This is a genomic window from Lysinibacillus parviboronicapiens (assembly GCF_003049605.2).
Lineage (GTDB): Bacteria > Bacillota > Bacilli > Bacillales_A > Planococcaceae > Lysinibacillus > Lysinibacillus parviboronicapiens.
This window is the reverse complement of the sequence record NZ_CP073713.1, coordinates 3,642,151-3,668,502: the sequence shown is the minus strand read 5'-3', so window position 1 is coordinate 3,668,502 and position 26,352 is coordinate 3,642,151. Positions and strand designations below refer to the sequence as shown.

Here is a 26,352-nt window from a genome sequence, read left to right as displayed (position 1 = left end):
TTTATGGTATGCTTTTTTATATAGACGTAGACTTTGTTTTTAAAAGTCTCTCTTTTGAAAACCTAGACAACGCTATAAACGAAGTGTAAGAGAAATGAGTGAAACAAAGTGAATTGGTTTAAAAAACAAATAGATAAAATTATAAATAGAGATGAATATGAATACGAATATGAAGATGATTATGACTATGAAAATTATCAGGAACAACAAGTGCAGCAACAACCAACGGAAACATCAGCAACTAAGCAAAAGGCTTTTCGCTTTCCATTAATTGAGGACGAAGAGATTGAACCGTTAACAGAATCGAAAGAGATGTTCATCCAAAACGACGACAACTACTATGGACAAATTGAAGATTTATCGTTACCGAAGCATTTACATAATCATATCGTAGATTCACGAGTTTACGATGTGGAAGTTTCGGGCATTCGTGAGCTTTTGGAAAATCGTACGAAGCGCACTGGCAGAAAGACAATTACGCGAAGTCAGCCAGAGCAAGAAAATCGTTCAAAGGCACGTATGGTTTTTCGTGATGCGCAATATGAGCCAGTGACTCAAAAGGAAGCTACGCCTAAGAAAGAACCGATTGTTGATAGTAGCTTGCCACAAAATCGTAAACGTTTTGTCCCAACGGATGTACCTTCACCAGTCTACGGCTTTGCTAAGCCAAGCCCAATTGAACAATTATTAAATAAACGTAAGGAAGAAAATGATAGTGAAATCCCTTCCATACCTGTGTCTGTAAAAGAAGCGACAACAAATGAGGCTCTTGAAAATATACTAGTAGGAAAAGTGCCTAGTCTGACACAACAGGATGAAATTAATCAGGCTAAGGAGCCTAACGTTATTGAAGCTACAGCACAACCACCAATAACCTTTGATGAAGCTCAGTTTGAAGAACAGCAACCAGTAACCTTTGATGAGGTTCAAGATGAGAAGCAGCAGCCAATCACTTTTGATGAGGTTCAGGTTGAGGAACAACAGCCAATTATCTTTGATGAGGTTCAGGTAGATGAAATAACCCAAACAAATGATTTAGCGAATACAGCTGTACCGCAAACGTCATCTTTTGCAGTTGGTTTCGAAGAGCAAGTGAAGGAAGCTGTACAGCAAGAACTCGCTCTCGATCAACTTTCTGCTAACGAGTCGGATATTCATGTTAAAGAAGTTATTGTGGAACAAGTACAAATCGAAAATTCTACAATTCACATTGGTGAAGTGACAGTTGTACAGCCAACCACGGATGAAGAAATCGAGCAAGAGGGCTTAGATGAGCAAGCTGATAAAGCAACTATTAAGCAAGAAAAAAGCCGTATTCCTTTTAATGTTTTAATGTTAAAAACAGATAAAGAGAAGTGGCAAAACCGCCAACAGCTTAAAGTAACACCGTCATTTATAAGTGACGAAACTCATAAGACTGAGCCTATTGTGGAGTCGACTGAGTCAATTCGAAATAATAAAATCGTTGAGTCTACAGAACTTATTCCAAATAATAAAATCGTTGAGTCGACTGATCCTATACCTAATAATGAAATCGTAAAATCAACGGAAGAAGAGTCAGCGCACACAACATCGTTTGTGGTGAAGGAAACAGAGTTACCCCTTCCAAATAAGGAATCTGCAAATCCAACATTAGAAGATGTAGCGGAAATTACTATGTCACCAGTTGCAACAATGATTCGCCCGTCGTCGGTAGAAAATACTGCGATGGTAGTGGAAGGATCCGATGAAATTTCAGCAACTACATTCATGGATACGGAGGTAATTGTTGATCAAGCACTTGTAGAGGAAAAGATTGATGTGGCAGGTGTTACGGGCAATTCTGAAGTAGTTGAAGAAGATTTACAAGAACAGTGTCAAATAGCCGCAACCTTGTCTGAAAAGGAGGAGCCAATTGTTACAACTCCGAAACCAGTCAAAGTGTATCATAAGCCAGGTGAGGAGTTTTTAGAACCACCTGAGGAAAAAACGCAAGATACTGAGTGGATGGAGCAACAAGGAGATACATTAGTCGAAGCTCTTTCTTATTTCCAGGTATCCGCTCAAATTGAATCCATTATGCAAGGTCCAGCCGTCACGCAATTTGAAATAACCGTCAGTCATGGAACAAAAGTTAGTAAAATTCGTAACCTAGCAGATGATTTGAAGCTGGCATTGGCAGCAAAGGACATTCGAATTCAGGCACCAATCCCTGGTAAAAGCTCTATTGGCATAGAAATTCCAAACCGCGTGTCTCGTGCTGTTCGTTTATCAGAAGTGACAAATAGTGCCTCCTTCCTCGAATCGGATTCGCCACTGGAAGCAGCACTGGGGCTTGATTTAACAGGAAAGCCTGTAACGATTGATTTACGAAAAATGCCACACGGCTTAATTGCCGGGGCTACGGGTTCAGGGAAATCAGTTTGTATTAATTCCATTTTGGTTAGCTTATTATATAAGGCTGCACCACATGAGTTAAAGCTAATGCTAATAGACCCAAAAATGGTAGAACTTGCTCCGTTCAACCATATTCCTCATTTAGTCAGTCCAGTTATTACAGATGTTAAGGCTGCAACGGCGGCATTAAAATGGGCAGTTGAGGAGATGGAGCGTCGTTATCAGTTATTTGCACATGCGGGTGCGCGCGATATTACGCGTTATAATGCACTAGCTGATAAAAATAATGAACACAGTTTAAAATTACCGTATATTTTAATTGTCATTGACGAGCTAGCAGATTTAATGATGATGTCTCCTGCAGATGTGGAGGAGGCGATTTGTCGTATTGCCCAAAAGGCACGTGCTTGTGGTATTCATTTAATTGTTGCGACACAAAGACCGTCTGTAGACGTTATTACAGGGCTTATCAAATCAAATATCCCCACACGTATTGCCTTCGCGGTATCTTCACAAATAGATTCGCGGACAATATTAGATGGGCAAGGAGCAGAAAGATTACTTGGACGAGGCGATATGCTATATTTAGGTAATGGAATGTCTGCGCCTGTACGTTTGCAAGGGACATTTGTGACGGATGATGAAATAGAGGCGATCATAGACCATGTTCGTGAGCAAGGTGAACCTGATTACATCTTCGATCAAGAGGAGCTCTTAAAGAAAATTGAAGTGTCCGCAGAGCAGGATGATTTGTTTGAGGATGTTTGCAGATTTGTTTATGAACAAGGTGGGGCCTCTACGTCTCTTATTCAACGTAAGTATCATATCGGTTATAACCGTGCTGCACGATTAATTGATATGTTAGAATCTCATGGTTTTGTGTCAGAGGCAAGAGGGAGTAAACCACGTGAAAGTTATATAACTGAGCAAGATTTAATTGCTATGTTTGAATAATAATTGCAGTGTTTTCGTACAGATTATCTGACTTTCGTCGAAATTAGTTTTTTTAGAAAAGTTGCACATTTATCCTTATGCATAAATAGTGCTATAATAGACAAGATGTTTTGAACAGTACGTAATTTTTTGTGCTTGAAAAGGTATTAATACCTAATATTTAGAGCATAAAAAATACGATACACCTAATAGATGATAGATGGGATTTAGTATTTCCCGGGGGGTTTAATTAATGACAGTTTTTCATTTCACAGGCATTAAAGGTTCTGGCATGAGTTCACTTGCACAAATCTTATTCGATGCTGGTGAACAAGTACAGGGCTCAGACATTGACAAGTATTTCTTCACGGAGCAACCGTTACGTGATCGTAATATTCCAATTTTTACATTTAATGCAGATAATATTAAACAAGGTATGACGGTAATTGCAGGAAATGCGTTTCCTGATGAACATCCAGAATTAGTACGGGCACGTGAAATTGGTGTCGAAATTATTCGTTATCACAAGTTTTTAGGCGATTATATTGGGAATTACACTTCAATTGCAATTACGGGTGCTCATGGTAAAACTTCTACTACGGGTTTAATGGCCCATGTTGTAGGTGGCTATAAACCAACATCGTATTTAATCGGTGATGGCACTGGTGCTGGGCATGAGAGTGCTGACTTCTTTGTGATGGAAGCATGTGAATACCGTCGACACTTTTTAGCGTATAATCCAGATTACGCCGTAATGACTAATATTGATTTTGATCATCCAGACTATTTCGCAAACATAGAAGATGTATATTCAGCTTTCCAATCGCTGGCGTTACAAGTAAAAAATGCCATCATTGCATGTGGTGATGATGAACATCTTCAACGAATTCAAGCAAAAGTACCTGTTGTTTATTATGGATTTGGTGCTGAAAATGATTTTGAAGCACGAAATGTTGAGAAGACTACAAAGGGAACAACGTTTGATGTATTTGTTCGTAATGAGTTTTATAGCACTTTCTTCATTCCGTTATTTGGAGATCATGCTGTATTAAATACCTTAGCTGTCATTACACTTTGTCAATATGAAGGTATATCTCCAGAGATTATTCAAGAACGTTTGAACACCTATAAAGGTGTAAAAAGACGTTTCACTGAAACGGATATTGGCAATAATGTATTAATAGATGATTACGCACACCATCCAACGGAAATTCGTGCAACGATTCAATCGGCTCGTCAAAAATTTCCTGAACGTGAACTTGTAGCTATTTTCCAGCCGCATACATTTACACGTACACAAGCTTTTTTACAAGACTTTGCTGATAGCCTAAGCCTTGCAGATACAGCTTACCTGTGTGATATATTCGGTTCGGCAAGGGAGACACAAGGTGCCCTTTCAATCCAAGATTTAGCTTCACTGATTGAGGGAAGTGCTGTGATAACTACTGAAGGTATCGAAGTGTTAATGAAGCATGAAGGCGCAGTATTTTTATTTATGGGCGCTGGAGATGTCCACAAATTCCAAGATGCTTTTGAAGCCTTGCTAAAATGATTCATACCTGTTTTATTTGTCAAAAGGACAGTGAAATGTATCAGGACATGTAAAAGTTCATGCGACTAAAAGTAGCAATATTACTTTTAGCCAAAATGATAGAACAATGTAACAGCTTAATCCGCAAGGAATAAGCTGTTTTTTCTCAAAAATGAGAAGGAATTCAGTTTTTTTTGTCGAAGATAGGGAAAGTAATAGTAATAGTATTCGTAATTCTTACTAGCGGGAGGTCTTGATTATGGAAGTTATTTTGTATATTGCTGCAATTATTGCCGCAATCGGTTTTTTAGTTTTATGTGTGAGCATTGGTATGACGCTATTTTCGCTCAAATCAATTCTTAACAACCTAGCGGGTACTTTAGCAGGCATCGAGGGACAAATGGAAGGTATTACACGCGAAACGACTTCCTTATTAACGAAAACAAATAGCTTAGCTGAGGATATTCAAGATAAATCCAAACAGTTAAATTCTGTTGTTCATGCAGTCAAAGGAATTGGAGACTCTGTGAACGGTTTAAATACTTCGGTACAGCAAATTACTTCATCTATTTCAACAAATATTGAGCAAAATGAAGAAAAAATCGCACAGGTTGTGCAGTGGAGTAATGTTGCAATGGGCATTGCTGATAAGTGGAAGAAGCGTAAAATAATCGAGCAGGCTCCAGAAGTTGTGCGAGATGACCCATCTTCTTACGAAACAGTATATGAGGACAAGCCGAAAAGAAAATGGGGTCGTAAAAAATAATTATTATTTGGATGGCGTTTAACTGCCAACTGAATAAAAATAAAGCCTCACGCGTATGTTTATTTGCCGGACACAAAAGTTACTGGCATAAATACGCCAAGGCGAATTAGATAAATGGGGAGGAATAGTAGCATGACAACTCAAAAGCCGAATTTTAATGAAGTGAAAGAACAACAATTAGAAAGTTCATTGCCACAGCTTTATCATTCACAAGAATCAATCTATGAAGAGGAGCGTGTGAACATGAAAGATTTTGTCATTGGCGCATTAGTTGGAGGTATTGTAGGGGCAGCTGCAGGCTTATTACTAGCTCCGAAACCAGGGAAAGATTTACGTAGTGATGTGGCAGTACAAGCTGTTAACTTAAAAGACAAGAGTGCAGATTTATCATTAACGGCAAAAGATAAAACTGTACAATTATCAAAACAAATTCAAGAGCAATCTACACAATTGGTAGAAAAAGTGAAAACATTGAAAACTGCAAAAGCGCCAACTGTTTTTGACGATGGTACTGTTTCATTTGAGGGCGAAGAACCACTTGAAGACTTTACCGATAAAACAGACGCAAAGGCAGAGGACGCTGTAGAGCAGGCTACTGAAGACAAAGCAGAAGAAGTTCGTGCGTAAAAACTAACGAAAAGGGATACAATACGTCATATCAAAGACGTTCTGTATCCCTTTTTTTTTTATTACAATGATAGGTGCGCTTCTTCCAGTAAAATTTCTAATTTATCGCCACCGAATATTTCCGTGTCAAAACTTGCGGGCTGACCGTTTCGTAGTATCGTAAAGTTTCCCTTAAATGTAGTAGGGAGTTGCCAGCTAGAGAAACGAAACACATCCTGATAAATCCATCGACTTTGATCTTTTTCTTTAAATGAAATGGTCGCTCCATTTGGTACGGTAGAAAGCGGTGGTACGACAGCCTGATTGACGAACACTTCATGAGCATTTTTATTTAGCTCTAAAACTTCATTTTGGAAGTGAATAATAATTTTATCCTCGAGTAAAATATTCATCTGATCAGCAATATGTTGAACAGTTGGTAATGCTTGTTGCTGAAATTGAATTATATCTTCGTTTTGGACTGCGTACGACAACTTGCAGGGCTTGCCGTTAATTAATAACTGGGAAGAATACTCAGGTAAATATAAGGGCTTACCATCTACATGAATATAATAAGATTCAAACCGCTTTAGTAAATCCTGATTATTTGTAAAGTTAAATACATCCTCAACTGTTTCAGCTATCTCGAAGGCAATAACATCACGATCGTTTAACAAAGTATCCAGTGAAGCAAGTGCACCATTGACCGTAATTTTTGGTTCAATCACATACTCAGTGGTATGTATAGTTACGGTTTTAATAGCTGCATCATCCACAATATCTCTAACTGTAGCTTTTGCTGTTTGACCGTCCTGACCTTCTATCAAGTGGATGGCATCGCCTGTTTTAATAGTGGTTTTAGTTGAGGCCTGTTGACCATTGACTAAAATTTGTGCTGGTTGTCCGTGGCCACCTGGGATGAAAATATCCTGTCCATTGACGCTCACCGATAAACCATGACCGGGCTTGCCATACAATTGTTTGGCACGAATGTTGGCCGCTAAAAATGCGTCTCCAACTGTCATTTCCTTTAATTCAAATAACCTTACAACTTGTTCATTAACAGTTAAGCTCATATATTGGATAGGCATTTTTTTTGCGGCGATGGCAATCCCAATAGGTGTCACTAGTTCAGGTGAAGGCTTAATATGTTCTTCTTTTGTTAAGTTTTGGATGGCGTCAACGCCACGTACTGCAATACGATTTGTAGGCAAATCGAGCACAAGTCCAAGTTCTGTTGTAAGATCCGGAGTTAAACTCCCGCCACCTACTAGCATGACAGCCTTAGGAGCAGTCCGATTGTTGAGACGTAAGATTTCTTCCCCAATTGCCTGTGCAAGTTGTTTTACAGCAGGTTCAATGGCTTTTAATACTTCGACTTTAGCAAAATATTGATCAAAACCTAAAATGTCTTGAATTAAGATTTCGTCCTCAGTTTGCAGTTGACGCTTCGCCGTTTCTGCTACTGGAAAGTCGAGTAAATAGTGGTCACTAAGCGCTTCCGTAATTTCATCACCTGCTGTTGGCACCATCCCATAGGCCACAACTGTACTTTTATCAGTAATCGCAATATCAGATGTACCTGCGCCAATATCGACGAGCGCAACATTAAGGCGACGCATCGTGGCCGGGATGAGTACATTGATAGCAGCAATCGGTTCTAATGTGAGTGCTTCCATTTCTAAATTAGCACGCTTTAGAGCTGCAATGAGTGATTCTACGACTACGCGTGGCAGGAAAGTAGCAATCACTTCAATTTGAGCTTCATCTCCTTGTTGATCAAGCAGACTACCGATTTCCTCACCGTCTAGTCGATAATAAAGGACAGAATAGCCTACACAGTAATAGTGGCTCGTTTTTGCATCCTCTTTCTGCTGTAAAAGTTGCTGTTGCGCCTGCTGAACGGCTTGTAATTCTAAACGGCTAATATCTTCTTCTGTAAAAATAGGCCGATTGCGTATACTAATTGTCACACTCGCTTGTTCGGTCTTTAATGAGCGACCTGCAGCTGCTACACTGACCTTTGTTAAAGGGCCATGCTGTTCTTCAAGCTCATGTTTAATTTCATTGATTAAATCTGCCACATACATGACATTATGTATTTGACCATCCACCATGGCGCGCTCTTTATGCTCTTTTACTAAAATATCCTGTACGTGAAAATGATCATTATCTTCTACTAAAATAATGCCGACAACAGAACGTGTACCGATATCAAGCGCAAATAATTTTGAACTCAATGTAATCGCTTCCTTCCTTGATATATCTCAAAATAATTTAGCGAGTTGAAGCGCTAAATTAAAAATGCGTGACATTCTGAACAACATTGATTATAATAATGCTAATATCTAAAAATGTAACATACATTTCAGAGTTCTGAAAGTGTCTGTCATGGGAGAGGAGCAAGAAGCATGAGCCAGAAAGATTTAGAAAGCTTACGTAGTCAAATTGACGGTTTAAACTTAGAAATTCTTCGTCTAATTAACGAACGTGCAGCAGTAGTAGATGAAATCGGTAAAATTAAAGAAAAACAAGGTGTGAATCGTTATGATCCACTGCGTGAACGACACATGCTTGATCTGATTAAAGAACATAACAACGGACCATTAAACCAAATGACGGTTGATTATATTTTTAAACAAATCTTCAAAACAGCACTAAAACAATTAGAAGCAGATAAAAAGAAAGAATTACTGGTATCTCGTAAGAAAAAATCAGCAGATACAATTATAAATATTAACGGTGAACTAATTGGCCAAGGAAAACCATCTTTTGTATTCGGTCCTTGTGCTGTTGAATCATATGAACAAGTAGCAGCTGTAGCAGAGTCTATTAAGGCTAAAGGCGAAAAACTTATTCGCGGTGGTGCATATAAACCGCGTACTTCTCCATATGACTTCCAAGGTCTTGGCTTAGAAGGTCTTAAAATATTAAAACGTGTATCTGAAGAGTATGGTTTAGGTGTAATTACTGAAATTGTCACACCAGGTCATTTAGAAGAAGCACTAGAATATATTGACGTTATCCAAATTGGAGCGCGTAATATGCAAAACTTCGAATTATTAAAAGCTGCGGGTGCTACGAACAAGCCTGTCCTTTTAAAACGTGGTTTAGCGGCAACGATTGATGAGTTCATTCATGCTGCAGAGTACATTATGTCTAAAGGGAATGAAAACATCATCCTTTGTGAACGTGGTATTCGTACGTATGAAAAAGCAACACGTAATACATTAGATATCTCAGCCGTTCCAATTTTAAAACAAGAAACACATTTACCGGTATTTGTAGATGTTACGCATTCAACTGGTCGACGTGATTTACTATTACCATGTGCGAAGGCAGCAATTGCTATCGGCGCAGACGGCGTAATGGCAGAGGTGCATCCAGATCCATCTGTAGCACTTTCTGATTCACAACAACAAATGGATATTCCGACATTCGATGCATTCTACGATACGTTACAAAAGTTCATGAAGAATCATGAGATTCATGCATAATTTTTAAAGTTAAAAACCGTTTGTCATTTTTGACAAACGGTTTTTTTTATCCCGTATTAAAGACGAGTAAGAAGCCCAACGCAAGTTGAATGATAAGCATGGTACTTATAAGGCTGGCGGAGCAACTGACCGTAAAAGCCAGATTGGTTCAACTAACAAACACTGAGGATAGAGAACCCTCGCTGTTTGAAGTTTTACTCTATCAAAAAGAAATTTTGTATAATGAATGATTAGCAATTTGTAGCAGATTGTAAGCATTTCTTGAATAAAAGTACAAAAGTATTCTTTGGTGACAAAATAATGTCTATAATAGTACTATTTGTACTTGGCTTTTCAATACATACACTTACTAGTTCTTGAAAATGATATGAAAATTATCGTATGATAAGGCTATATAAGGAAAAAAGGGAGGCACGTACGATGACTGTTACAATTTATGATGTTGCCCGTGAAGCGAATGTTTCCATGGCAACAGTTTCTCGTGTAGTCAACGGTAACCAAAATGTAAAACCGGCAACACGAAAAAAAGTTTTAGAAGTAATTGAACGATTAGAATATCGTCCGAACGCAGTAGCGCGAGGTTTAGCAAGTAAGAAAACAACAACAGTTGGCGTGATTATCCCGGATATTGCAAACAATGTTTACGCGGAACTTGCACGAGGTGTGGAGGATATTGCAACTATGTATCGATACAATATCATTTTAGCCAATTCAGACCAAAATGAAGATAAAGAGTTACAACTACTGGATACAATGCTGGGTAAACAAGTGGACGGTATCGTGATGATGAGCGATGAGGTCACTGAAAAAATGCGACAGTCGATGGATCATTCACCTGTGCCGATTGTACTTGCAGGTTCGGTGGATGAATCGCAAACAATCGCAACAGTGAATATTGATTATTTCCAGGCGGCCAATGAGGCAATTACATTACTGATTGAAAATGGCCATACAAGAATTGGCTTTGTAACAGGACCACTTACTTATACGATTAATAGTAAATTCAAGCTTGAAGCTTATAAAAAAGCACTCCAAGATGCAGGTTTAACTATAGATGAATCACTTATTGTTGCAGAGGAATCTAACTATGACACAGGAATAGAGGCTTGGGAAACACTGTCTTCACTTGATAATCCTCCAACAGCCTATTTTGCAGGTAGCGACGAACTGGCAATTGGATTGATTCACGGTGCACAGGATGCAGGTAAAAGTGTGCCAGATGATATCGAGGTCATCAGTTTTGAAAACTCTAAGCTAGCACGTATGGTGCGTCCACAACTAACTAGTGTAGCATTGCCCCTATATGATATCGGCGCTGTAGCCATGCGTCTACTAACAAAATTAATGAGCAAAGAGCCTGTTGAAAATGAGAAAGTTATTTTACCGTATCGCATTGAACAGCGACAATCTGTAAAAAGTAAATAAGTTAGTGGATAGAACTGTGAAAGTGACGGATAGAACCCTTGAACTCGCGGATAGAACTCTAGAAGTGACAGATAGAAGTCATTCACCGCTAATTAAAAAAGCCTCATGATTAATCATGAGGCTTTACTTTTTTAAACCCGTTTTTCCATGCGTATAATATGTAACGCTTTGTCTAACATTTGTGCATTCTTTTCTTCAATTTCGGCCTTTCGTGGGATTGGCTCATAGAGAGGATTTGGATCCTCCCATGTTGGTATAAAGGGCACAGGTGCTTCTGGTTGCCAGCGGTCTAACCAAGCTTGAGGTAGAGCACCTGTTGGCATTTCTTGATCGGTCATTTCCAACCATAGTATAGACCATGCTCTTGGAACAACGCGCCAAATATCGTATCCACCACCACCGACTGCAATCCATTTTCCTCCACAATATTCGTGCGCTAATTTATGTGCAAGCTTAGGAATTTCTTTATATATATTCATAGTGCCATATAAATGTGTCAAGGGATCAAAATAATGTGCATCCGCCCCATTTTGAGTTAAGACAACATCTGGTTTAAAAAACTCAAAGACTTCTCGCATAGCCTTTTCATATATATCTAGGAAACTTTCATCTTCAGTAAAGGCATCAATTGGAAAATTAAATGAAGTACCATAACCTTGGCCATTGCCACGTTCTGTGATATTGCCTGTCCCCGGGAATAAATAGCGCCCTGTTTCATGTATAGATAAAGTACAAACATCAGGGTCCTCATAAAAGCTCCATTGCACGCCGTCTCCGTGATGGGCGTCGGTATCTACATACAGCACACGTGCCTTGTATTTCTCCTGCAAATAACGAATAGCCACTGTACTATCATTGTAAATACAAAAACCCGAAGCGCGTCCACGGAAACCATGATGTAGCCCGCCACCGAGGTTTAGGGCATGCTCAGACTTTCCTTCCATGACATAATCCACAGCTGTTAATGTCCCGCCGACAAGCTGAGCACTTGCTTCATGCATATTTTTAAAAATAGGCGTATCCTCTGTGCCGATGCCATAGCTTTTTCCTTGTGCCTCGGTTAGCTCACCATGTCCTGCTTTTTTTACGATGTCAATGTATTTAGGATCGTGTGCAAGTAAGAGTTCCTCTTCCGTTGCAACACGTGCTGGAACAATATCTATATCATTGAGCGCACCGATATTTTTTAGTAAATCCATTGTTAGCGTCAAACGTTTATGATTGAAAGGGTGTGTATCTGAAAATTTATATCCGAGTTGCTCTGGCGAATAAACAAATACGGCCTTTTTCATTATAAAGAAACACCTGGTAAATTTGGCCATAAGACATCGAAGCCTTCTTTACGAAGGTCTTCAATTATAGTTAACGGATTTAGTGTTTTTACTCGGACACTTAATATTTTATTGAGGGTATTTTCAGAATCAGGGTAAACCAAGACGCTTTGGACATTTGCATGATGTGCATTGAAAATTTTCGTGATTTCAAACAAGATACCCGGTGTATCAGATACCCGTATTTCAATTTTAGAACCTGGTTCAGTGGCACCAGTCAGCTCAATATATGTATAGAGCAAATCAGTTGTTGTCACGATGCCGACTAATTTTCCACCTGACACAATTGGTAAACAACCTACCTTAGATTCATAAAAAGTGAGCGCAACTTCTTCGACAAAATCAAGCGGGTGGCCTACAAGTGGATTTTTCACCATGATTCCTTCGACAGCAGCATTAAAAACTGGTGAATTGGGTTCATCACGCAATGAGGAAGGTAATGCCTCTTTAATATCTCGCTCCGTGATAACGCCTAGAACATGACGCTCCTCATCTACGACAGGTATATGACGGACTTTTTTGTCCCGCATCAATTTTAATGCTTCTAGCACAGTATTTGTTGGAGCCAATGTGTACGGCTGTTCATTCATAATCTCTTCTACGATCATATACTCATCCCCTTTGTGTGGTTTTAATACATGAAGCGATTTCTAAAACGAAGTCGATCAAATCTTTCCATTGTTTCGGGTGGCACGCGTTTCCCCTCACGTGCCATCAGGCAGTTAGCAGGATGTGATGTGATTTCAGGGTCATCTGTCGCAAAATATTCAAAGCCAGCGGAGCTCATCATGCGCTCCATCATTTTGCGATAATCCCATACATTTAAACCAGTTCCTTTTAAATCCCAATGCCAATAGTATTCAGTTGTAATAACAAGATAATCTTCCATTTCATCCCCCATAAAAGACACGGCCAACAGTGTTTTACCAGTACCTGTTCCACGGTAGGCTGGGATTACTTCGATAGCCCCTAGCTCAATCATATTATCAATTCGGTCTTCAGCCCAACGTTCAAGTGGATCGGGGTATAGATAGGTAACATAACCTACAATAATATTTTCTTTACGAATTATAATAATTCGTCCTTCAGGGAGTCCTGCAATTTCAATTATGGCTTGCTGTTGTTGCTTTGGAGGTCTAAAGGCAACCAAGCCTTCGTGGAATGAATATGTAGCTAATTTTTCTGGAGGAACAGGTCCTTCCACATACACAGTACCATGCTTTGTTTCCTTAGTAACAGAAAAAAAAGTTTTTTTATGTTCCATAGATACACCACCTGAGTTTAATAATTCCATTATAGCTGATTTCTCGCGTAAAAACGCTTATTTTTGTAAATTATAACTACGTTTTCGGAAAAATAAAAATATTGAGACATTTATAGTAAATTCGTGTAAAATAGATTTATATTGCAACTGTTATTTAACAGATAAATGCTGTTGAATAAGCATTCAATCAATTTTTATTGCATAAACTGTTCTATAACAATTGCTACATAACGTATTTTTCTTTGGAGAAGGTGGCGAATTTTAAGGGGAATATCGATGCGCAATCGATTTGAAATTTGCTTACTAATGTACTAAAGCGAAAGCAAAGAAAGGGGTAATTTCATGGGGATGAAAACGATGGAGAAATTAAAAGCTTTACCACTGCAGTATAATTTGCCTGATTATGAGGATGTAGCAGCAACACATGATTGGGCAGAGACAGAAAAGGCATTTAGTTGGTTTGAAACAGGCCAAGTGAATATGGCTTATGAGGCAATTGATCGTCATACGGAAACAATTCGTAAGAACAAAGTAGCTCTTTATTACAATGATGGTAAGCGTAAAGAGGCATATTCTTTCAATGAAATGAAAAAGTTAACAAACAAGGCTGCGAATGTATTAAAATCTGCGACAAGTCTAGAAAAAGGCGATCGCTTATTTATTTTTATGCCACGTTCGCCAGAGCTGTATTTCACATTATTAGGCGCATTAAAAATGGGTGTGATAGTTGGACCACTTTTCGAAGCGTTTATGGAAGGAGCGGTGTATGATCGACTTTCTGATAGCGATGCGAAAGTATTAGTAACAACGCCAGAGTTGCTTGAACGTGTACCTTTAGCTAAGTTACCAAATTTGCAGCACGTATTTTTAGTGGGTACTGACATTGATGAAACGACACAAATTTTAGATTTCAATAAACGCTTGAAAGAGGCTCCTTCTCAGTTTGATATAGAATGGGTAGACCGTGAGGATGGTATGATATTACATTATACATCTGGATCAACCGGTGCACCGAAAGGCGTATTGCATGTACATAATGCAATGCTCCAACAGTATCAATCGACACAATGGGTGCTTGATTTACGTGAGGATGATATTTACTGGTGTACGGCTGATCCAGGTTGGGTAACAGGTACATCTTATGGTATTTTCGGGCCGTGGTTAAATGGTATCACAATGTTGATTGTAGGCGGAAGATTCTCACCACAGGCTTGGTATCAGGCAATTGAGGATTATAGTGTAACAGTGTGGTATAGTGCACCAACAGCTTTCCGTATGTTAATGGGTGCAGGTAGTGGCGTGCTAGAAAACTATGATTTGTCATCCCTCCGACACGTATTATCAGTAGGAGAACCTTTGAATCCTGAGGTTATTCGCTGGGGTTACGAGGAATTAGGGCACCGTATTCATGATACATGGTGGATGACTGAAACAGGCGCACATATGATCTGTAATTACCCAAGTATGGATATCAAGCCAGGTTCAATGGGAAAACCATTACCAGGTGTACACGCCGCAATTGTGGATGATGCGGGTGAGGAAGTTCCACCATTCACAATGGGGAACTTGGCGGTGCGTCGGGGTTGGCCAGCCATGATGCGTCAAATTTGGGGTAATCCAGAGCGTTATGAATCATACTTCTTGAAAGGTGAGTGGTATGTATCTGGAGATTCTGCTTATATGGATGATGAAGGTTACTTCTGGTTCCAGGGACGCGTAGATGATGTTATTATGACAGCTGGAGAACGTGTTGGACCGTTTGAGGTGGAAAGTAAACTGCTTGAGCATCCAGACATAATCGAAGCAGGTGTTATCGGTAAGCCGGACCCAGTACGTGGAGAAATTATTAAGGCGTTCGTATCTTTACGTGAGGGTATTGAGCCGTCTGATGCTCTGATTGACAATATTCGTGATTTTGTAAAGAAAGGTCTGTCGGCTCATGCAGCACCGCGTGAAATTGAATTTAAAGAAAAGCTTCCAAAAACTCGTAGCGGTAAAATTATGCGCCGTGTGTTAAAAGCATGGGAGTTAGATTTACCAACAGGAGATCTTTCTACAATGGAAGATTAATAGTTTAGTAGTGCACAATTCAGCATTTGGACGTGCTGACACTGAAGCATCAGTGATCTTTATTCGAAAGATGCATAAAGATAAGGCGGGAATTCATTCGGTTAGCGAAGGAGTTCCCGCCTTCTTTTTTCTGAATATGTGATAGCGAGTAGGAATATAATACTTTTCTAACAGAGTATTAAGAAAATACTAGTAATAAATAAAAATTCAGTTGACTTAATAAATATACAGACGTATACTGTTTTTAACTTATTTCAGAGGTGAGTGCAGTGAAAGTAGGAATTGTTGGCGCAACAGGATATGGCGGATTGGAACTAATTCGTTTTTTACATAATCATCAGGCAGTGGAGCACATTGATTTATTTACATCCTCAGAAGAAGGTGTTGTATTTTCTTCAAAGTTTGGACATTTAGTTAATATAGCTGATACGCCATTGCAAAAAATTGATGATGAGACATTAGAGAAATTTGATGTTGTCTTTACGAGTACCCCTTCTGGCGTGACAAGTGAGCTATTACCGCCATTGGTAGGAAAAGGTCCAAAGTTAATTGACTTGTCAGGTGACTACCGGTTAAAAGATCCAGCAAGCTATGAAGCGTGGTACGGTAAAAAAGCTGCACCACCAGAAATCATTCAGCAAAGTGTTTATGGTTTAACAGAATGGAATGCAGCCAATGTGAAAAATGCTTCTCTCATTGCAAATCCAGGATGCTATCCAACAGCAGTCTTGCTTTCACTTTTACCATTATTAAAAGAAAAATTGATAGATTCAAACTTTCTAGTAATTGATGCAAAGAGTGGTATTTCAGGTGCTGGTAATAAGCCATCACAGACGACCCATTTTAGTGAAGTTAATGAAAGCTTCTCCATCTATAAAACAAATACACATCAACATATTCCAGAGATTGAACAGGCCATCTCCATGTTTGCGGGTGTGGATACAGCGATTTCCTTTAATACACATTTAGTGCCTATGACGCGTGGTATTTTAACGACAGCATATGCACCTATGATGCCAGATGTAACAGAGAGTCAATTGGTCGCTTGTTTACGAGCTACATACGAAAAGCATCCGTTTGTGCGAATTATAACAGATGTGAATAGTCTTGCGACGAATCGTGTAAGGGGCTCGAACTACTGCGATATTTTTGTAAAGGTTGATAGTCGTACAAAACGCGCCACAATAGTTGCTGTCATTGACAATTTAGTCAAAGGGGCAGCAGGCCAAGCAATTCAAAATATGAACGTTCAGTTTGGCTTACCGCAAACGACAGGACTTGATGTTGTGCCATTTTTCATTTAATAGGCATACAAAAAAACGGTGTGCTTCTCTTATTTCAAACAATCTAAGGAGGAATTTCATTATGACATTAACAGCATCAACAAATATTATGAAAAAATTATCAAGTAAAAATATCGTCTCGCCTAAGGGCTTTAAGGCAGCTGGGATGCATTGTGGACTAAAGCATAAGAAAAAGGATTTAGCAGTTTTAGTGAGTGACGTACCAGCAAGTGTAGCTGGTGTATTTACAACAAATGCAGTCCAGGCTGCACCGTTGAAAGTAACAAAAGAAGTAGTTTACACAACTAAAAGAATTCAGGCAATGATCGTGAACTCTGGGAATGCCAATGCTTGTACAGGTAAGCAAGGTGTGCAGGATGCGTTAACAATGCAAACTTTAACAGCTGAAAAGTTAGGTATTGAGGCAAATCTAGTTGGCGTTTGCTCAACTGGCGTTATCGGAGAAATTATGAAAATGGAGCCTATCGAGAGCGGTATTGCTCAACTAGAACCCCAAGATAATCTTGAAAGTGCTATCGATTTTGCGCAGGCAATTATGACAACCGATACGGTCATGAAAAATACGAGCTATAGCACAATTGTAGATGGCAAAGAAGTCATTATTGCGGGTGTTGCAAAGGGCTCAGGAATGATTGAGCCTAATATGGCAACAATGCTTGGCTTTATTACAACAGATGCCAATATTGAATCGGATGTATTACAAGCAGCATTGTCAGATGTAACTAACCTTACATTTAATGCAATCACAGTAGATGGGGACACATCTACAAATGATACGGTAGTAGTGATGGCAAATGGCTTAGCCGGCAACGAATCTTTAACAACTGCACATCCAGATTGGCAAAATTTCTATTATACTTTAAAAACAGTTGCACAAGACTTAGCGAAGATGATTGCCAAAGATGGAGAGGGCGCAACAAAACTAATAGAAGTTGAAGTGGAAGGTGCCATTTCTGATGAGGAAGCGCGTAAGATTGCAAAGACAGTTGTTGGTTCGCCGCTTGTAAAAACAGCAGTATTTGGTTGTGATGCAAACTGGGGGCGTATTATTGCAGCGGTTGGCTACAGTGATGCAACAGTTGACCCTGACAAAATTACGATTCAAATCGGTGGCGCAACAATGGTTGAAAACGGTGAGCCAATTCCATTCTCAGAAGATGAGTTAATTCAAATTTTGAAAATGCATGAAGTGAAAATTTATGTGTCACTTGGTATAGGTGAGGGCAAGGGGCATGCATGGGGATGTGATTTAACTTATGACTATGTGCAAATCAATGCATCATACCGCTCGTAAACGCATGGTCATTAAGCTTGGTGGTAGTACACTTGAAGGCTTAAATAAAGCGTTTTTTGAGAACTTTAAAAAATTACAGGATAGCGGCGTTGAACTGATTATTACACACGGTGGTGGTCCTGCTATTAATCGCGAACTTGCAGCACAAGGCGTTGAATCCCATGCATTAAATGGCATCCGTGTAACGAGTGAGTTAGCAATTGAGATAGTACAGTCAACACTAATTGGTAAGGTGAATCCAGCACTTGTCCATCAATTGACAACTGCAGGTATTATGGCAGTTGGTTTAAATGGCTTTGACAATCATTTGATTGTAGCAAATTTTCTAGACAAAGATGTTTACGGCTTTGTCGGCGAGGTTCAGTCCGTAAATACAACACTTTTAGAAGTGTTAATTAATGCGGGCATTGTACCTGTAGTTGCTTGTGTGGGGGCCGATGAAGATGGTCAGGCACTTAATATTAATGGTGATACCGTTGCAAGTGAAATCGCGCTGGCAGTGAACGCTGATAGCTTGTTGCTTGTCACAGATGTAGCAGGTATTCGTATTGAAGATGAATACCAAACAGAGGTAACACCTTCCCTGATAGCTCAGTGGATTGAGCAAGGCCATATCTACGGTGGCATGATTCCGAAGGTGCAAGGTGCAATTGATTGCCTAGATGCCGGTATCCCATCGGTACAAATTGTTGGGGATCATTTATTAGGTACAACTATTAAAACTTCATCTAGTAAAAGTCTTTCTTCATTATAGTAGTGAGTTAGGTATTCGTCTTAACGAAGGTTTAACGAGATTTTTTCGAAGTATTTATTGAGTGGGTTCGATTAATATCTGGACAAATTACGCCAAGGCGTAATCAATAGAAGGAGCGGATAACATGAGTGCTCTATTTGGAAACTACGGCAAACGTCGTGCGCAAATCGTCAAAGGGCAAGGAACGGTTGTGGAAGATGCTAAGGGCAAAAAATATTTAGATTTTACAAGTGGTATTGCTGTTGTTAGTCTCGGACATGCACATCCTGCAATTGTGAAGGCGGTACAACAACAAAGCGAGAAGTTATGGCATATTTCCAATTTATTTGAAATACCTGGACAGGAAACGGTTGCACAAAAATTAGTGGCAGATACGCATTTCACTTATGCGTTTTTCTGTAATAGCGGTGCTGAAGCAAATGAAGCTGCTATTAAGCTGGCACGTAAGCATACAGGGAAAAACCATATTATAACTTTTGAAAAATCGTTTCATGGACGCACTTTTGGAGCAATGTCTGCAACGGGTCAAGGAAAGGTACATAATGGCTTTGGGCCACTTGTAGATAAATTTACGATTCTACCTTTCAATGATGTTGAATCTCTAGAAGCGACGGTTGATGATACAGTTGCAGCAATTATGCTAGAAATGATACAAGGAGAAGGGGGCGTAAACAGCGTAACACCTGAATTTGCAGCCACACTTGCAAAAGCATGTGCGGAAAAAGGGATTCTACTGATTGTGGATGAAGTTCAAACGGGTATCGGACGTACAGGGACACGTTTTGCCTATGAGCAAACTGTGTTGAAACCACATATCGTAACATTAGCAAAAGGCTTAGGCAGTGGCTTCCCAATCGGTGGAATGCTTGGAACAGCTGAGCTCTACGATACATTTGGACCGGGCACGCATGGGACAACATTTGGCGGTAATCCACTAGCAATGAGTGTTGCAGAAACAGTGCTAGATCACGTCTTTGCACCGGATTTTTTACACAATGTGCAAGATCTATCCGCCTATTTTATAAAACAATTGAAAGCCAATTTACCGACTACCTATACGGTGCAAGGGCAGGGCTTATTGCTGGGTATTGGCTGTGGCGACACTGAGGTAGCATCTTATATCAAAGAGGCTGAAGAAAAGGGCCTACTCTTAGTGGGAGCGGGGCCGAACGTTATCCGACTCCTTCCACCACTGACGGTCTCAAAAGCGGAAATCGAGGAAGCCATAGCGATTTTAAAAAGCATATTACGATAAAAAGCGTGCACCCTTAAAATGGTATGCTCCCCATTAAGTAGACAGATTAAAAAATAAAATCTGTTTATCAAATGGGGAGATTTTTTTATGAGAACGTGTAGTTTTTCAAAAGAAGAAAAATTAGAGATTTTAAAATTTTATCATACTGGCCAATTTACTCTTAATGAAGTTGCCGAATTATATAAAGTGCATCGTGATACGATTAAAGATTGGCAAAATGATTATCGTTATTTTGGAGAAGAGGGTCTTGAACGATTAAACCAGCAGAATCGTTATGCTAAGGAATTAAAATTAGCGGCTGTCCGAGACTATCTTTCAGGCGAATTTTCATTAAGAGAGGTTGTAAGAAAGTATAGACTTTCTAGTAGATCGGTTTTAAGGAATTGGATAAAAAAGTATACTAGTCATAGTGAATTAAAAGATTCGGGTAAAGGAATGAGCCAAACTATGACTAAAGGTAGAAAAACAACAGTACAAGAGCGCATTGAAATAGCACAAGTTTGTATTGCCAACGATAAGAATTATCAAGTAACAGCTGAACAATATGCGGTTTCTTACCAACAAGTATATCAATGGGTAAAAAAATTCGAAAAATACGGGGAATTAGGCTTGCATGATCGCCGTGGGCGTACAAAGTTAGAAGAAGAGTTAAGCACTGAAGACAAGTTTCGTTTAGAAATCCAGCGTATGGAACGTGAAAATGAACGATTACGTGCAGAAAATCTCTTCTTAAAAAAGTTAGAGGAAATCGAAAGGAGGCGTCGTTAAGTAAAAGCCGTATACATAGCCGTTATATTGCCATTCAAGAATTAGCAGCGAAGGAAGCACTGCCAATCATTTTATTATGTGAAATTGCCGATGTTACACGTGCTGCTTATTATAAGTGGTTGAACCGTCAGTCATCAGCACGAGAAATCGAGAATGAACAGCTTCTAGAATCAATTCAGTACCTTTATACACAAGTAGATGGGATTTATGGATATCGTCGCATCACACTTACAATCAATCGTCATCGTGAAAAAGTAGATTTACCGAAGGTAAATAAAAAACGTATTTATCGTTTGATGAAAATGTGTCGATTAAAATCGGTGATTCGTCGAAAACGAAAAAAATATCGTAAATCGAATCCAGATTATGTAGCAGAAAACATACTCAGTCGCAAGTTCAAAGCAGATAAACCGAATCAAAAATGGTGTACAGATGTCACGGAATTTAAATATGAGAATGGTAAAAAGGCTTATTTAAGCGCCATTATTGATTTATACGATAATTCGATTGTGAGTTATGTATTAGGGCACTCGAATAACAATAAACTTGTTTTTCAAACGATGACACTAGCCATACAAAAATTAAAAGAGGATGAGCATCCACTTATTCATAGCGATCGTGGTTATCAATATACTTCAAAACTTTTCAAACGTATGATAGATGATGCCGAGATGGTACATAGTATGTCTAGAGTGGGACGTTGTATCGATAACGGACCAATCGAGGCTTTTTGGGGTACGCTCAAATGCGAAAAATACTATTTAAATAAATATGATACATATGAAGCGCTAAAAAAAGCAATTTTAGGATACATTTCGTTTTATAATTCAGAGCGCTATCAAGAAAAATTAAACAGCTTGAGCCCCTTGGAATTCAGGTCTCAAGCCGCGTAAAGCATTTTTATTATTTCCACTGTCTACTTGACAGGGAGCAGTTCAAAACGGGGTGGACGCCTTTTCTTATTTATAAAATCCAAAATCAGTAATCAATTCCGTTGAGACATGATTGTTTCTTGTTGTTCTTTTACTAAGGAGTTAATTAGCTTAGGCAGCCAATCGTTTAGCTGACTAAATGTAAAGCCTGCTGCTTCTGCCTTGGCATTCGACATATACCAATCTGCTGGAATAGCGTAAGGAGATTGTGAATTTGCATCGCCTCCTAACAGTGAAACTTTCGCATGCTTGCCACTTGCTTCTTCAATAAGTCCAAGTAAGTCTTTTAATGAAATAGCACCACTTGCTGTGGCATTGAATGGTCCCTCAATTGTAGAAATACCTGCAAAATATAAAAATGCAGCGGCCTCATCATCGGTAATAAAACTCATTTTTGCATCGACATTTGTAAGTGTAATGGGTTGTTCATTTACTATACGCTCCACATGAAAGTGTAAACGGCGTGTATAGTCTTGTTCGCCCACAACGATTGGGAAACGCACTGCCACAACAGGGAACGAAGCTTTTTTAAATAGTACTGCTTCCGCTTGACGTTTACCTTCACTATAAGTGAAATCCTGTCGATTCCCCATACGAATTTCATAGTTATACGGGTTAAAATCGGCTTCTGTTTTTACAATACCATCTGCTTCATAAGTCGCAAGCGTTGAGGTAAATATAAGCTTGGTTGTTTTACCTTCTAGAATTTCTATAATCTTTTGTGCATCTTTTGGAGAATAGCAAATATTATCGTAGACAATATCCCATGTCGTATTCGAAAGTGCTTGAACTAATGTATGTTCATCATCTCGATCAGCGATAAGTTGATGCACTTGAGAGCCAAAAGGATTGCCACTTTGACCACGTGTTAAAATCGTTACATCATGACTGTTTTGAAGGCAAAGTTCCACTAATTTTCTCCCAAAAAAACGCGTGCCCCCTAAAATTAAAATTTTCAACGTTAATCCACCCCTTCATGTAGTTGTCTTCTCTATCATGACAAAAAAACAGGCTCACTACAATTTAAATAATGTAGTGAGCCTGTTTATTATTGACTTGGCTTTTCAGGAGGTGGGGTTGTGGTTGTGCCACCATTATTTTCTCCAGTGGAGCCATTATCGTTGTTATTACCGTTGTTGTTGCCATTGTTTGAGCCATTGGAACCGTCAGAGCCATTGCCATTTTCAGTGCCTGTGCCATTATTTCCTGAACCATTCCCATTATTCGAACCATTTTCATTACCCGAACCTTCATTGCCATTTGTAGGTGGAGTAGGTGGTTGTTCTTGATTTTCTTCTGGATCAGGTTCAGTTTCGCTGCCACCTGTAGATACAACATTGGATTGAGCTGAGGTCAATCCTGTAATATCGACAGCTACAACTACATATGCTTGTCCACTTGCAACTGAAATACTTTGTGTAGCTTCGAGTACTGAATTGACTAGAGTATTCCCGCCACTCGTCACGTTATATATACGATAGCCGACAACATCATTGGAAGAGCCAGACCAAGATAAGGTATTGCCATTAATCGCTGCCGTTACAGTTGCTGGTGGACTTCCATCTGCTGGGAAATCGACGGCTGATACTGATGAATTCGATAATGATGAATTTTTTGGAAGTAAACTTCCAGGATTTCCTCCAAGTCTTCCTAGCATACGTTTAATAAAGGCTTGGTTAATACCCGCACCACCTGATTTTACAAACTCTGATGGCGTATTTGGGTGTGCGTTGTATGTCTTTCCTTTAATCGTTACAACGCTTGAAGATGCTAAGCTATCATCTGGCTGTGATGGTAAAAATACTTTAGCATTAAATAAATCTGAGCGCACTAACCCAGCATTTGAACATGCTGCAGAGGGTGCTAATCCAGAAATACCACAGAATGAAGCGGTCACTACATTTTTTGGTGCCTTAAAGTTCGTAGGAGCATCAATTAATTTTGGATCCACATCGTACATAGCATTCATTAAGGTACCCCATAGTTTGTTAATACGGACACTTGGTTGCAAGTACGTATTATTAAAGGCATATAATGAACGTTGCTTATCATAGCCCATCCATACGCCTAATGAAACATTCGGATTATAGCCGACAAACCAAACATCTTTGTACTCTTGTGAAGTACCAGTCTTGGCAGCGAAATCAGAAGAGAATTTTAATGTATTTCTGGCAACTGTTCCTGTTCCTTTAGTTAAAACATCACGCATCATGTCTGTGACAATATAAGATGTTTCAGGACTAAATACTTGTACAGGTTCTACTTCATGTTGATAGATGATATTACCATCTAAATCTTCAATTTTTTCAATCATATAAGATTCAATAAATTGACCACCGTTCGCAAACGTTGCAAAGGCATTTGTATTTTCTTCAACAGTCGTTCCTACTTCTAATGCCCCAATACCTGTTGCAAGATTCGTATAATCTTCAGGCTGTAGCTTAGAGAAGCCCATTTTAGCTAAATATTCGGCAGGACGTTTATTAATAATATCATTATACAAACGTAATGCAGACAAGTTTTGTGAATCAGCTAATGCTTCACGTGCAGGAATCAGTCCACGCTCATCACTCGTAATATAGTTGTTGGGACTCCAAGAGCCGATAGAGAATTTCACGTCTACTAGTGGGCTACCTGCACCAATAACACCGTATTCTACTGCTGGAGCATAAACGAGTAATGGCTTCATCGTCGAACCATTTGGTCGAAAAGCTTGAGTCGCATGGTTTAACTCTGTAGTTTTAAAGTCACGACCACCAACGAAGCTTAAAATACGTCCTGTACTATTTTCAATTAAAATACTGCCAACTTGTACAGGCATTTCAATATCTATTTCTTCACCTGTTATAGGGTCCTTACCTTTACCTGTATACGTATGGCCGTAGTATTTAAAGTTATCTGCCGCTTTTTGCATGGCATCGTACATGTCTTTATTAATAGTAGAATAAATACGATAGCCCTTTGAACGGACATCGCGGTCTGCCAAAATCATATACTTTTCTTTTAATTTTTTTTCTGTTGTCAAGCGTTCTGGATCTACGCCATCTTCTTTCGCTAGCTTTGCAGCAATAATTTCTTTTGCACGATTTTCAAGCTCATACGTTAACCAAGGATAGCGATCTTCTGATGCTATTTCTGGTGAACGGAAGTCTGCTGTAATGTCGTAATTTATTGCGTCTTTGTACTGCGCATCGTTAATATAGCCTTCTTCTTTCATGCGGTAAAGAACAGTTTTCATACGATCAATACCTGGCTTAAGAGCCTCTTCGCTTTTTAGTACACCTGTATTCGTAAATGGAGTATAAGCATAAGGAGCTTGCGGAATACCAGCTATGTAAGCGGCTTGCGGTAGAGATAAATCTTTGGCCTTTACTCCGAAAATTCCGTCAGCTGCTGTTTCAACCCCTGCAATATTACGACCAGAAGCATTACGGCCATAAGGAATAATATTTAAATAGGACTCTAAAATTTCTTCCTTAGTCATAAAGTGTTCTAAACGCATAGCGAGTAGAATTTCTTTTGCTTTACGTTCATACGATACTTCATTTGTTAATACTTGGTTTTTAATAAGTTGTTGTGTTAATGTAGAGCCACCTGTTTGTGTCGCAGAATTTGTCACGTCTTGCAGTAGCCCACGAATAACAGCTTTCGGAACAATGCCATTATGTTCCCGGAAATATTCGTCCTCTGTTGCTAGTACGGCATTAATAACATCTGGTGCCACAGCGCTTAGTGACGTTTCACGGCGATCTAAATCGGTGCGCAATTTCCCGATATAAATATCGTTGGCAAAATAAATTTCACTTGTTTCCTCATAGTTGAAAATATGCTCACGTAATTCTTCTTTAGAGCGCAGTGGTTCTTCTTTTACAAGTGAGGCGAAGTAGCCGGCGCCAACCGAGCCAACAAATACAGTGCCTACCAATGCAAAGACTAAAAATAGTAAAAATAAGTTCCAGGTAACACTACCTGAAATACGTAATGTCTTCATCCATTTTTGTTCGAGTAATTCATCGATCTTTGCATTGATTTTCTCAATCCAATCTTTCAAGGTATCGACCTCCTAAAATCTTGTCTATTATAGCATAGATTGAATTGACTCGAACATAGTTATTGACATTGAAAAAGAATCGTATAGAATAGTGCTTATAGTTTTCTAGTGATGAAGAGTTTGCAGTAGTGTCTATATTCCCTGTATAGAGAGCCAGCGGTTGGTGAAAGCTGGTCATAGTGTAGAGACGAATTA

Annotated in this window: 18 protein-coding genes and 1 other annotated feature (1 of these 19 only partly in view); of the genes, 12 read left to right on the top strand and 6 right to left on the bottom strand. The window is 39.2% G+C overall.

All coding sequences use genetic code 11. The features are described 5' to 3' along the window. Positions 1–108: 108 nt before the first annotated feature. The 4 genes from C9J31_RS17700 (at position 109) to C9J31_RS17685 (ending at position 6,233) form a co-directional block, all read left to right on the top strand. Positions 109–3,330 carry a DNA translocase FtsK gene (locus tag C9J31_RS17700; RefSeq protein WP_107951291.1) on the top strand — a complete coding sequence of 1,074 codons (3,222 nt, stop codon included), beginning with the start codon at positions 109–111 and terminating at the stop codon, positions 3,328–3,330. A 232-nt stretch (positions 3,331–3,562) separates the two neighbouring features. Next, the gene (gene murC, locus C9J31_RS17695) at positions 3,563–4,861 is read left to right on the top strand and encodes a UDP-N-acetylmuramate--L-alanine ligase (protein WP_107923364.1); all 1,299 of its coding nucleotides are present in this window, start codon (positions 3,563–3,565) and stop codon (positions 4,859–4,861) included. A gap of 238 nt (positions 4,862–5,099) precedes the next feature. Then, positions 5,100–5,606, top strand: a complete 507-nt coding sequence (locus C9J31_RS17690) for a DUF948 domain-containing protein (protein WP_107951290.1) — start codon at positions 5,100–5,102, stop codon at positions 5,604–5,606. A gap of 132 nt (positions 5,607–5,738) precedes the next feature. Beyond that, positions 5,739–6,233 (top strand): YtxH domain-containing protein, encoded by a 495-nt coding sequence (locus tag C9J31_RS17685; RefSeq protein WP_054767246.1) that lies wholly within the window; start codon positions 5,739–5,741, stop codon positions 6,231–6,233. Between the two features lie 62 nt (positions 6,234–6,295). Here C9J31_RS17685 and C9J31_RS17680 read toward each other — a convergent pair whose 3' ends face one another. Continuing rightward, positions 6,296–8,452: a cell division protein FtsA gene (locus C9J31_RS17680; RefSeq protein ID WP_107951289.1), complete on the bottom strand. Its 2,157-nt coding sequence runs from the start codon at positions 8,450–8,452 to the stop codon at positions 6,296–6,298. A gap of 171 nt (positions 8,453–8,623) precedes the next feature. On the opposite strand from C9J31_RS17680, the gene C9J31_RS17675 reads away from it, so the two are divergent. Both C9J31_RS17675 and ccpA read left to right on the top strand, forming a co-directional pair. Beyond that, entirely contained in the window at positions 8,624–9,709 is a 1,086-nt protein-coding gene (locus C9J31_RS17675; protein WP_054767247.1) for a bifunctional 3-deoxy-7-phosphoheptulonate synthase/chorismate mutase, read from the top strand. 420 nt (positions 9,710–10,129) lie between these two features. Further along, positions 10,130–11,134, top strand: coding sequence for a catabolite control protein A (gene ccpA / locus C9J31_RS17670; protein WP_107923367.1), 1,005 nt, complete (start codon positions 10,130–10,132; stop codon positions 11,132–11,134). A gap of 131 nt (positions 11,135–11,265) precedes the next feature. Here the strand turns inward: ccpA and C9J31_RS17665 are convergent, their stop codons facing one another. The 3 genes from C9J31_RS17665 to C9J31_RS17655 are packed head-to-tail and all read right to left on the bottom strand — an operon-like array spanning position 11,266 to position 13,729. Next, on the bottom strand, positions 11,266–12,426 hold the full coding sequence (locus C9J31_RS17665) for an acetoin utilization protein AcuC (protein WP_107951288.1): 1,161 nt from the start codon (positions 12,424–12,426) through the stop codon (positions 11,266–11,268). Beyond that, the gene (locus C9J31_RS17660; RefSeq protein WP_107951287.1) at positions 12,426–13,073 is read right to left on the bottom strand and encodes an acetoin utilization AcuB family protein; all 648 of its coding nucleotides are present in this window, start codon (positions 13,071–13,073) and stop codon (positions 12,426–12,428) included. The genes C9J31_RS17665 and C9J31_RS17660 overlap by 1 nt, the downstream gene beginning before the upstream one ends. Before the next feature lie 23 nt (positions 13,074–13,096). Next, positions 13,097–13,729, bottom strand: a complete 633-nt coding sequence (locus tag C9J31_RS17655) for a GNAT family N-acetyltransferase (protein ID WP_107923370.1) — start codon at positions 13,727–13,729, stop codon at positions 13,097–13,099. A 342-nt stretch (positions 13,730–14,071) separates the two neighbouring features. Here C9J31_RS17655 and acsA point away from each other — a divergent pair, with 342 nt between their 5' ends. The 6 genes from acsA to C9J31_RS24360 all read left to right on the top strand — a co-directional run bounded on the left by acsA (position 14,072) and on the right by C9J31_RS24360 (position 22,067). Beyond that, complete coding sequence (gene acsA / locus C9J31_RS17650) at positions 14,072–15,799, top strand: acetate--CoA ligase (RefSeq protein ID WP_420798448.1); 1,728 nt, start codon at positions 14,072–14,074, stop codon at positions 15,797–15,799. A gap of 269 nt (positions 15,800–16,068) precedes the next feature. Then, positions 16,069–17,103, top strand: a complete 1,035-nt coding sequence (gene argC, locus C9J31_RS17645; RefSeq protein ID WP_193767167.1) for an N-acetyl-gamma-glutamyl-phosphate reductase — start codon at positions 16,069–16,071, stop codon at positions 17,101–17,103. 61 nt (positions 17,104–17,164) lie between these two features. Continuing rightward, positions 17,165–18,397: a bifunctional glutamate N-acetyltransferase/amino-acid acetyltransferase ArgJ gene (argJ, locus tag C9J31_RS17640; protein WP_107923372.1), complete on the top strand. Its 1,233-nt coding sequence runs from the start codon at positions 17,165–17,167 to the stop codon at positions 18,395–18,397. Next, entirely contained in the window at positions 18,360–19,151 is a 792-nt protein-coding gene (gene argB / locus C9J31_RS17635) for an acetylglutamate kinase (RefSeq protein WP_107951285.1), read from the top strand. The genes argJ and argB overlap by 38 nt, the downstream gene beginning before the upstream one ends. A 124-nt stretch (positions 19,152–19,275) precedes the next feature. Continuing rightward, a complete protein-coding gene (locus tag C9J31_RS17630) occupies positions 19,276–20,406 on the top strand; it encodes an acetylornithine transaminase (protein WP_107951284.1) in 1,131 nt (376 codons plus the stop codon). Between the two features lie 87 nt (positions 20,407–20,493). Then, a protein-coding gene (locus C9J31_RS24360) for an IS3 family transposase (protein WP_420798456.1) occupies positions 20,494–22,067 on the top strand; the annotation gives its coding sequence in 2 pieces (ribosomal slippage) (positions 20,494–21,136 and positions 21,136–22,067; 1,575 coding nt in all). Between the two features lie 92 nt (positions 22,068–22,159). Here the strand turns inward: C9J31_RS24360 and C9J31_RS17620 are convergent. Then, positions 22,160–23,065, bottom strand: coding sequence for an NAD-dependent epimerase/dehydratase family protein (locus C9J31_RS17620; protein ID WP_107949812.1), 906 nt, complete (start codon positions 23,063–23,065; stop codon positions 22,160–22,162). An 89-nt stretch (positions 23,066–23,154) separates the two neighbouring features. After that, the gene (locus tag C9J31_RS17615; RefSeq protein WP_107949814.1) at positions 23,155–26,157 is read right to left on the bottom strand and encodes a transglycosylase domain-containing protein; all 3,003 of its coding nucleotides are present in this window, start codon (positions 26,155–26,157) and stop codon (positions 23,155–23,157) included. 102 nt (positions 26,158–26,259) lie between these two features. Then, positions 26,260–26,352, top strand: a binding site (T-box leader) (it continues 110 nt past the right edge of the window).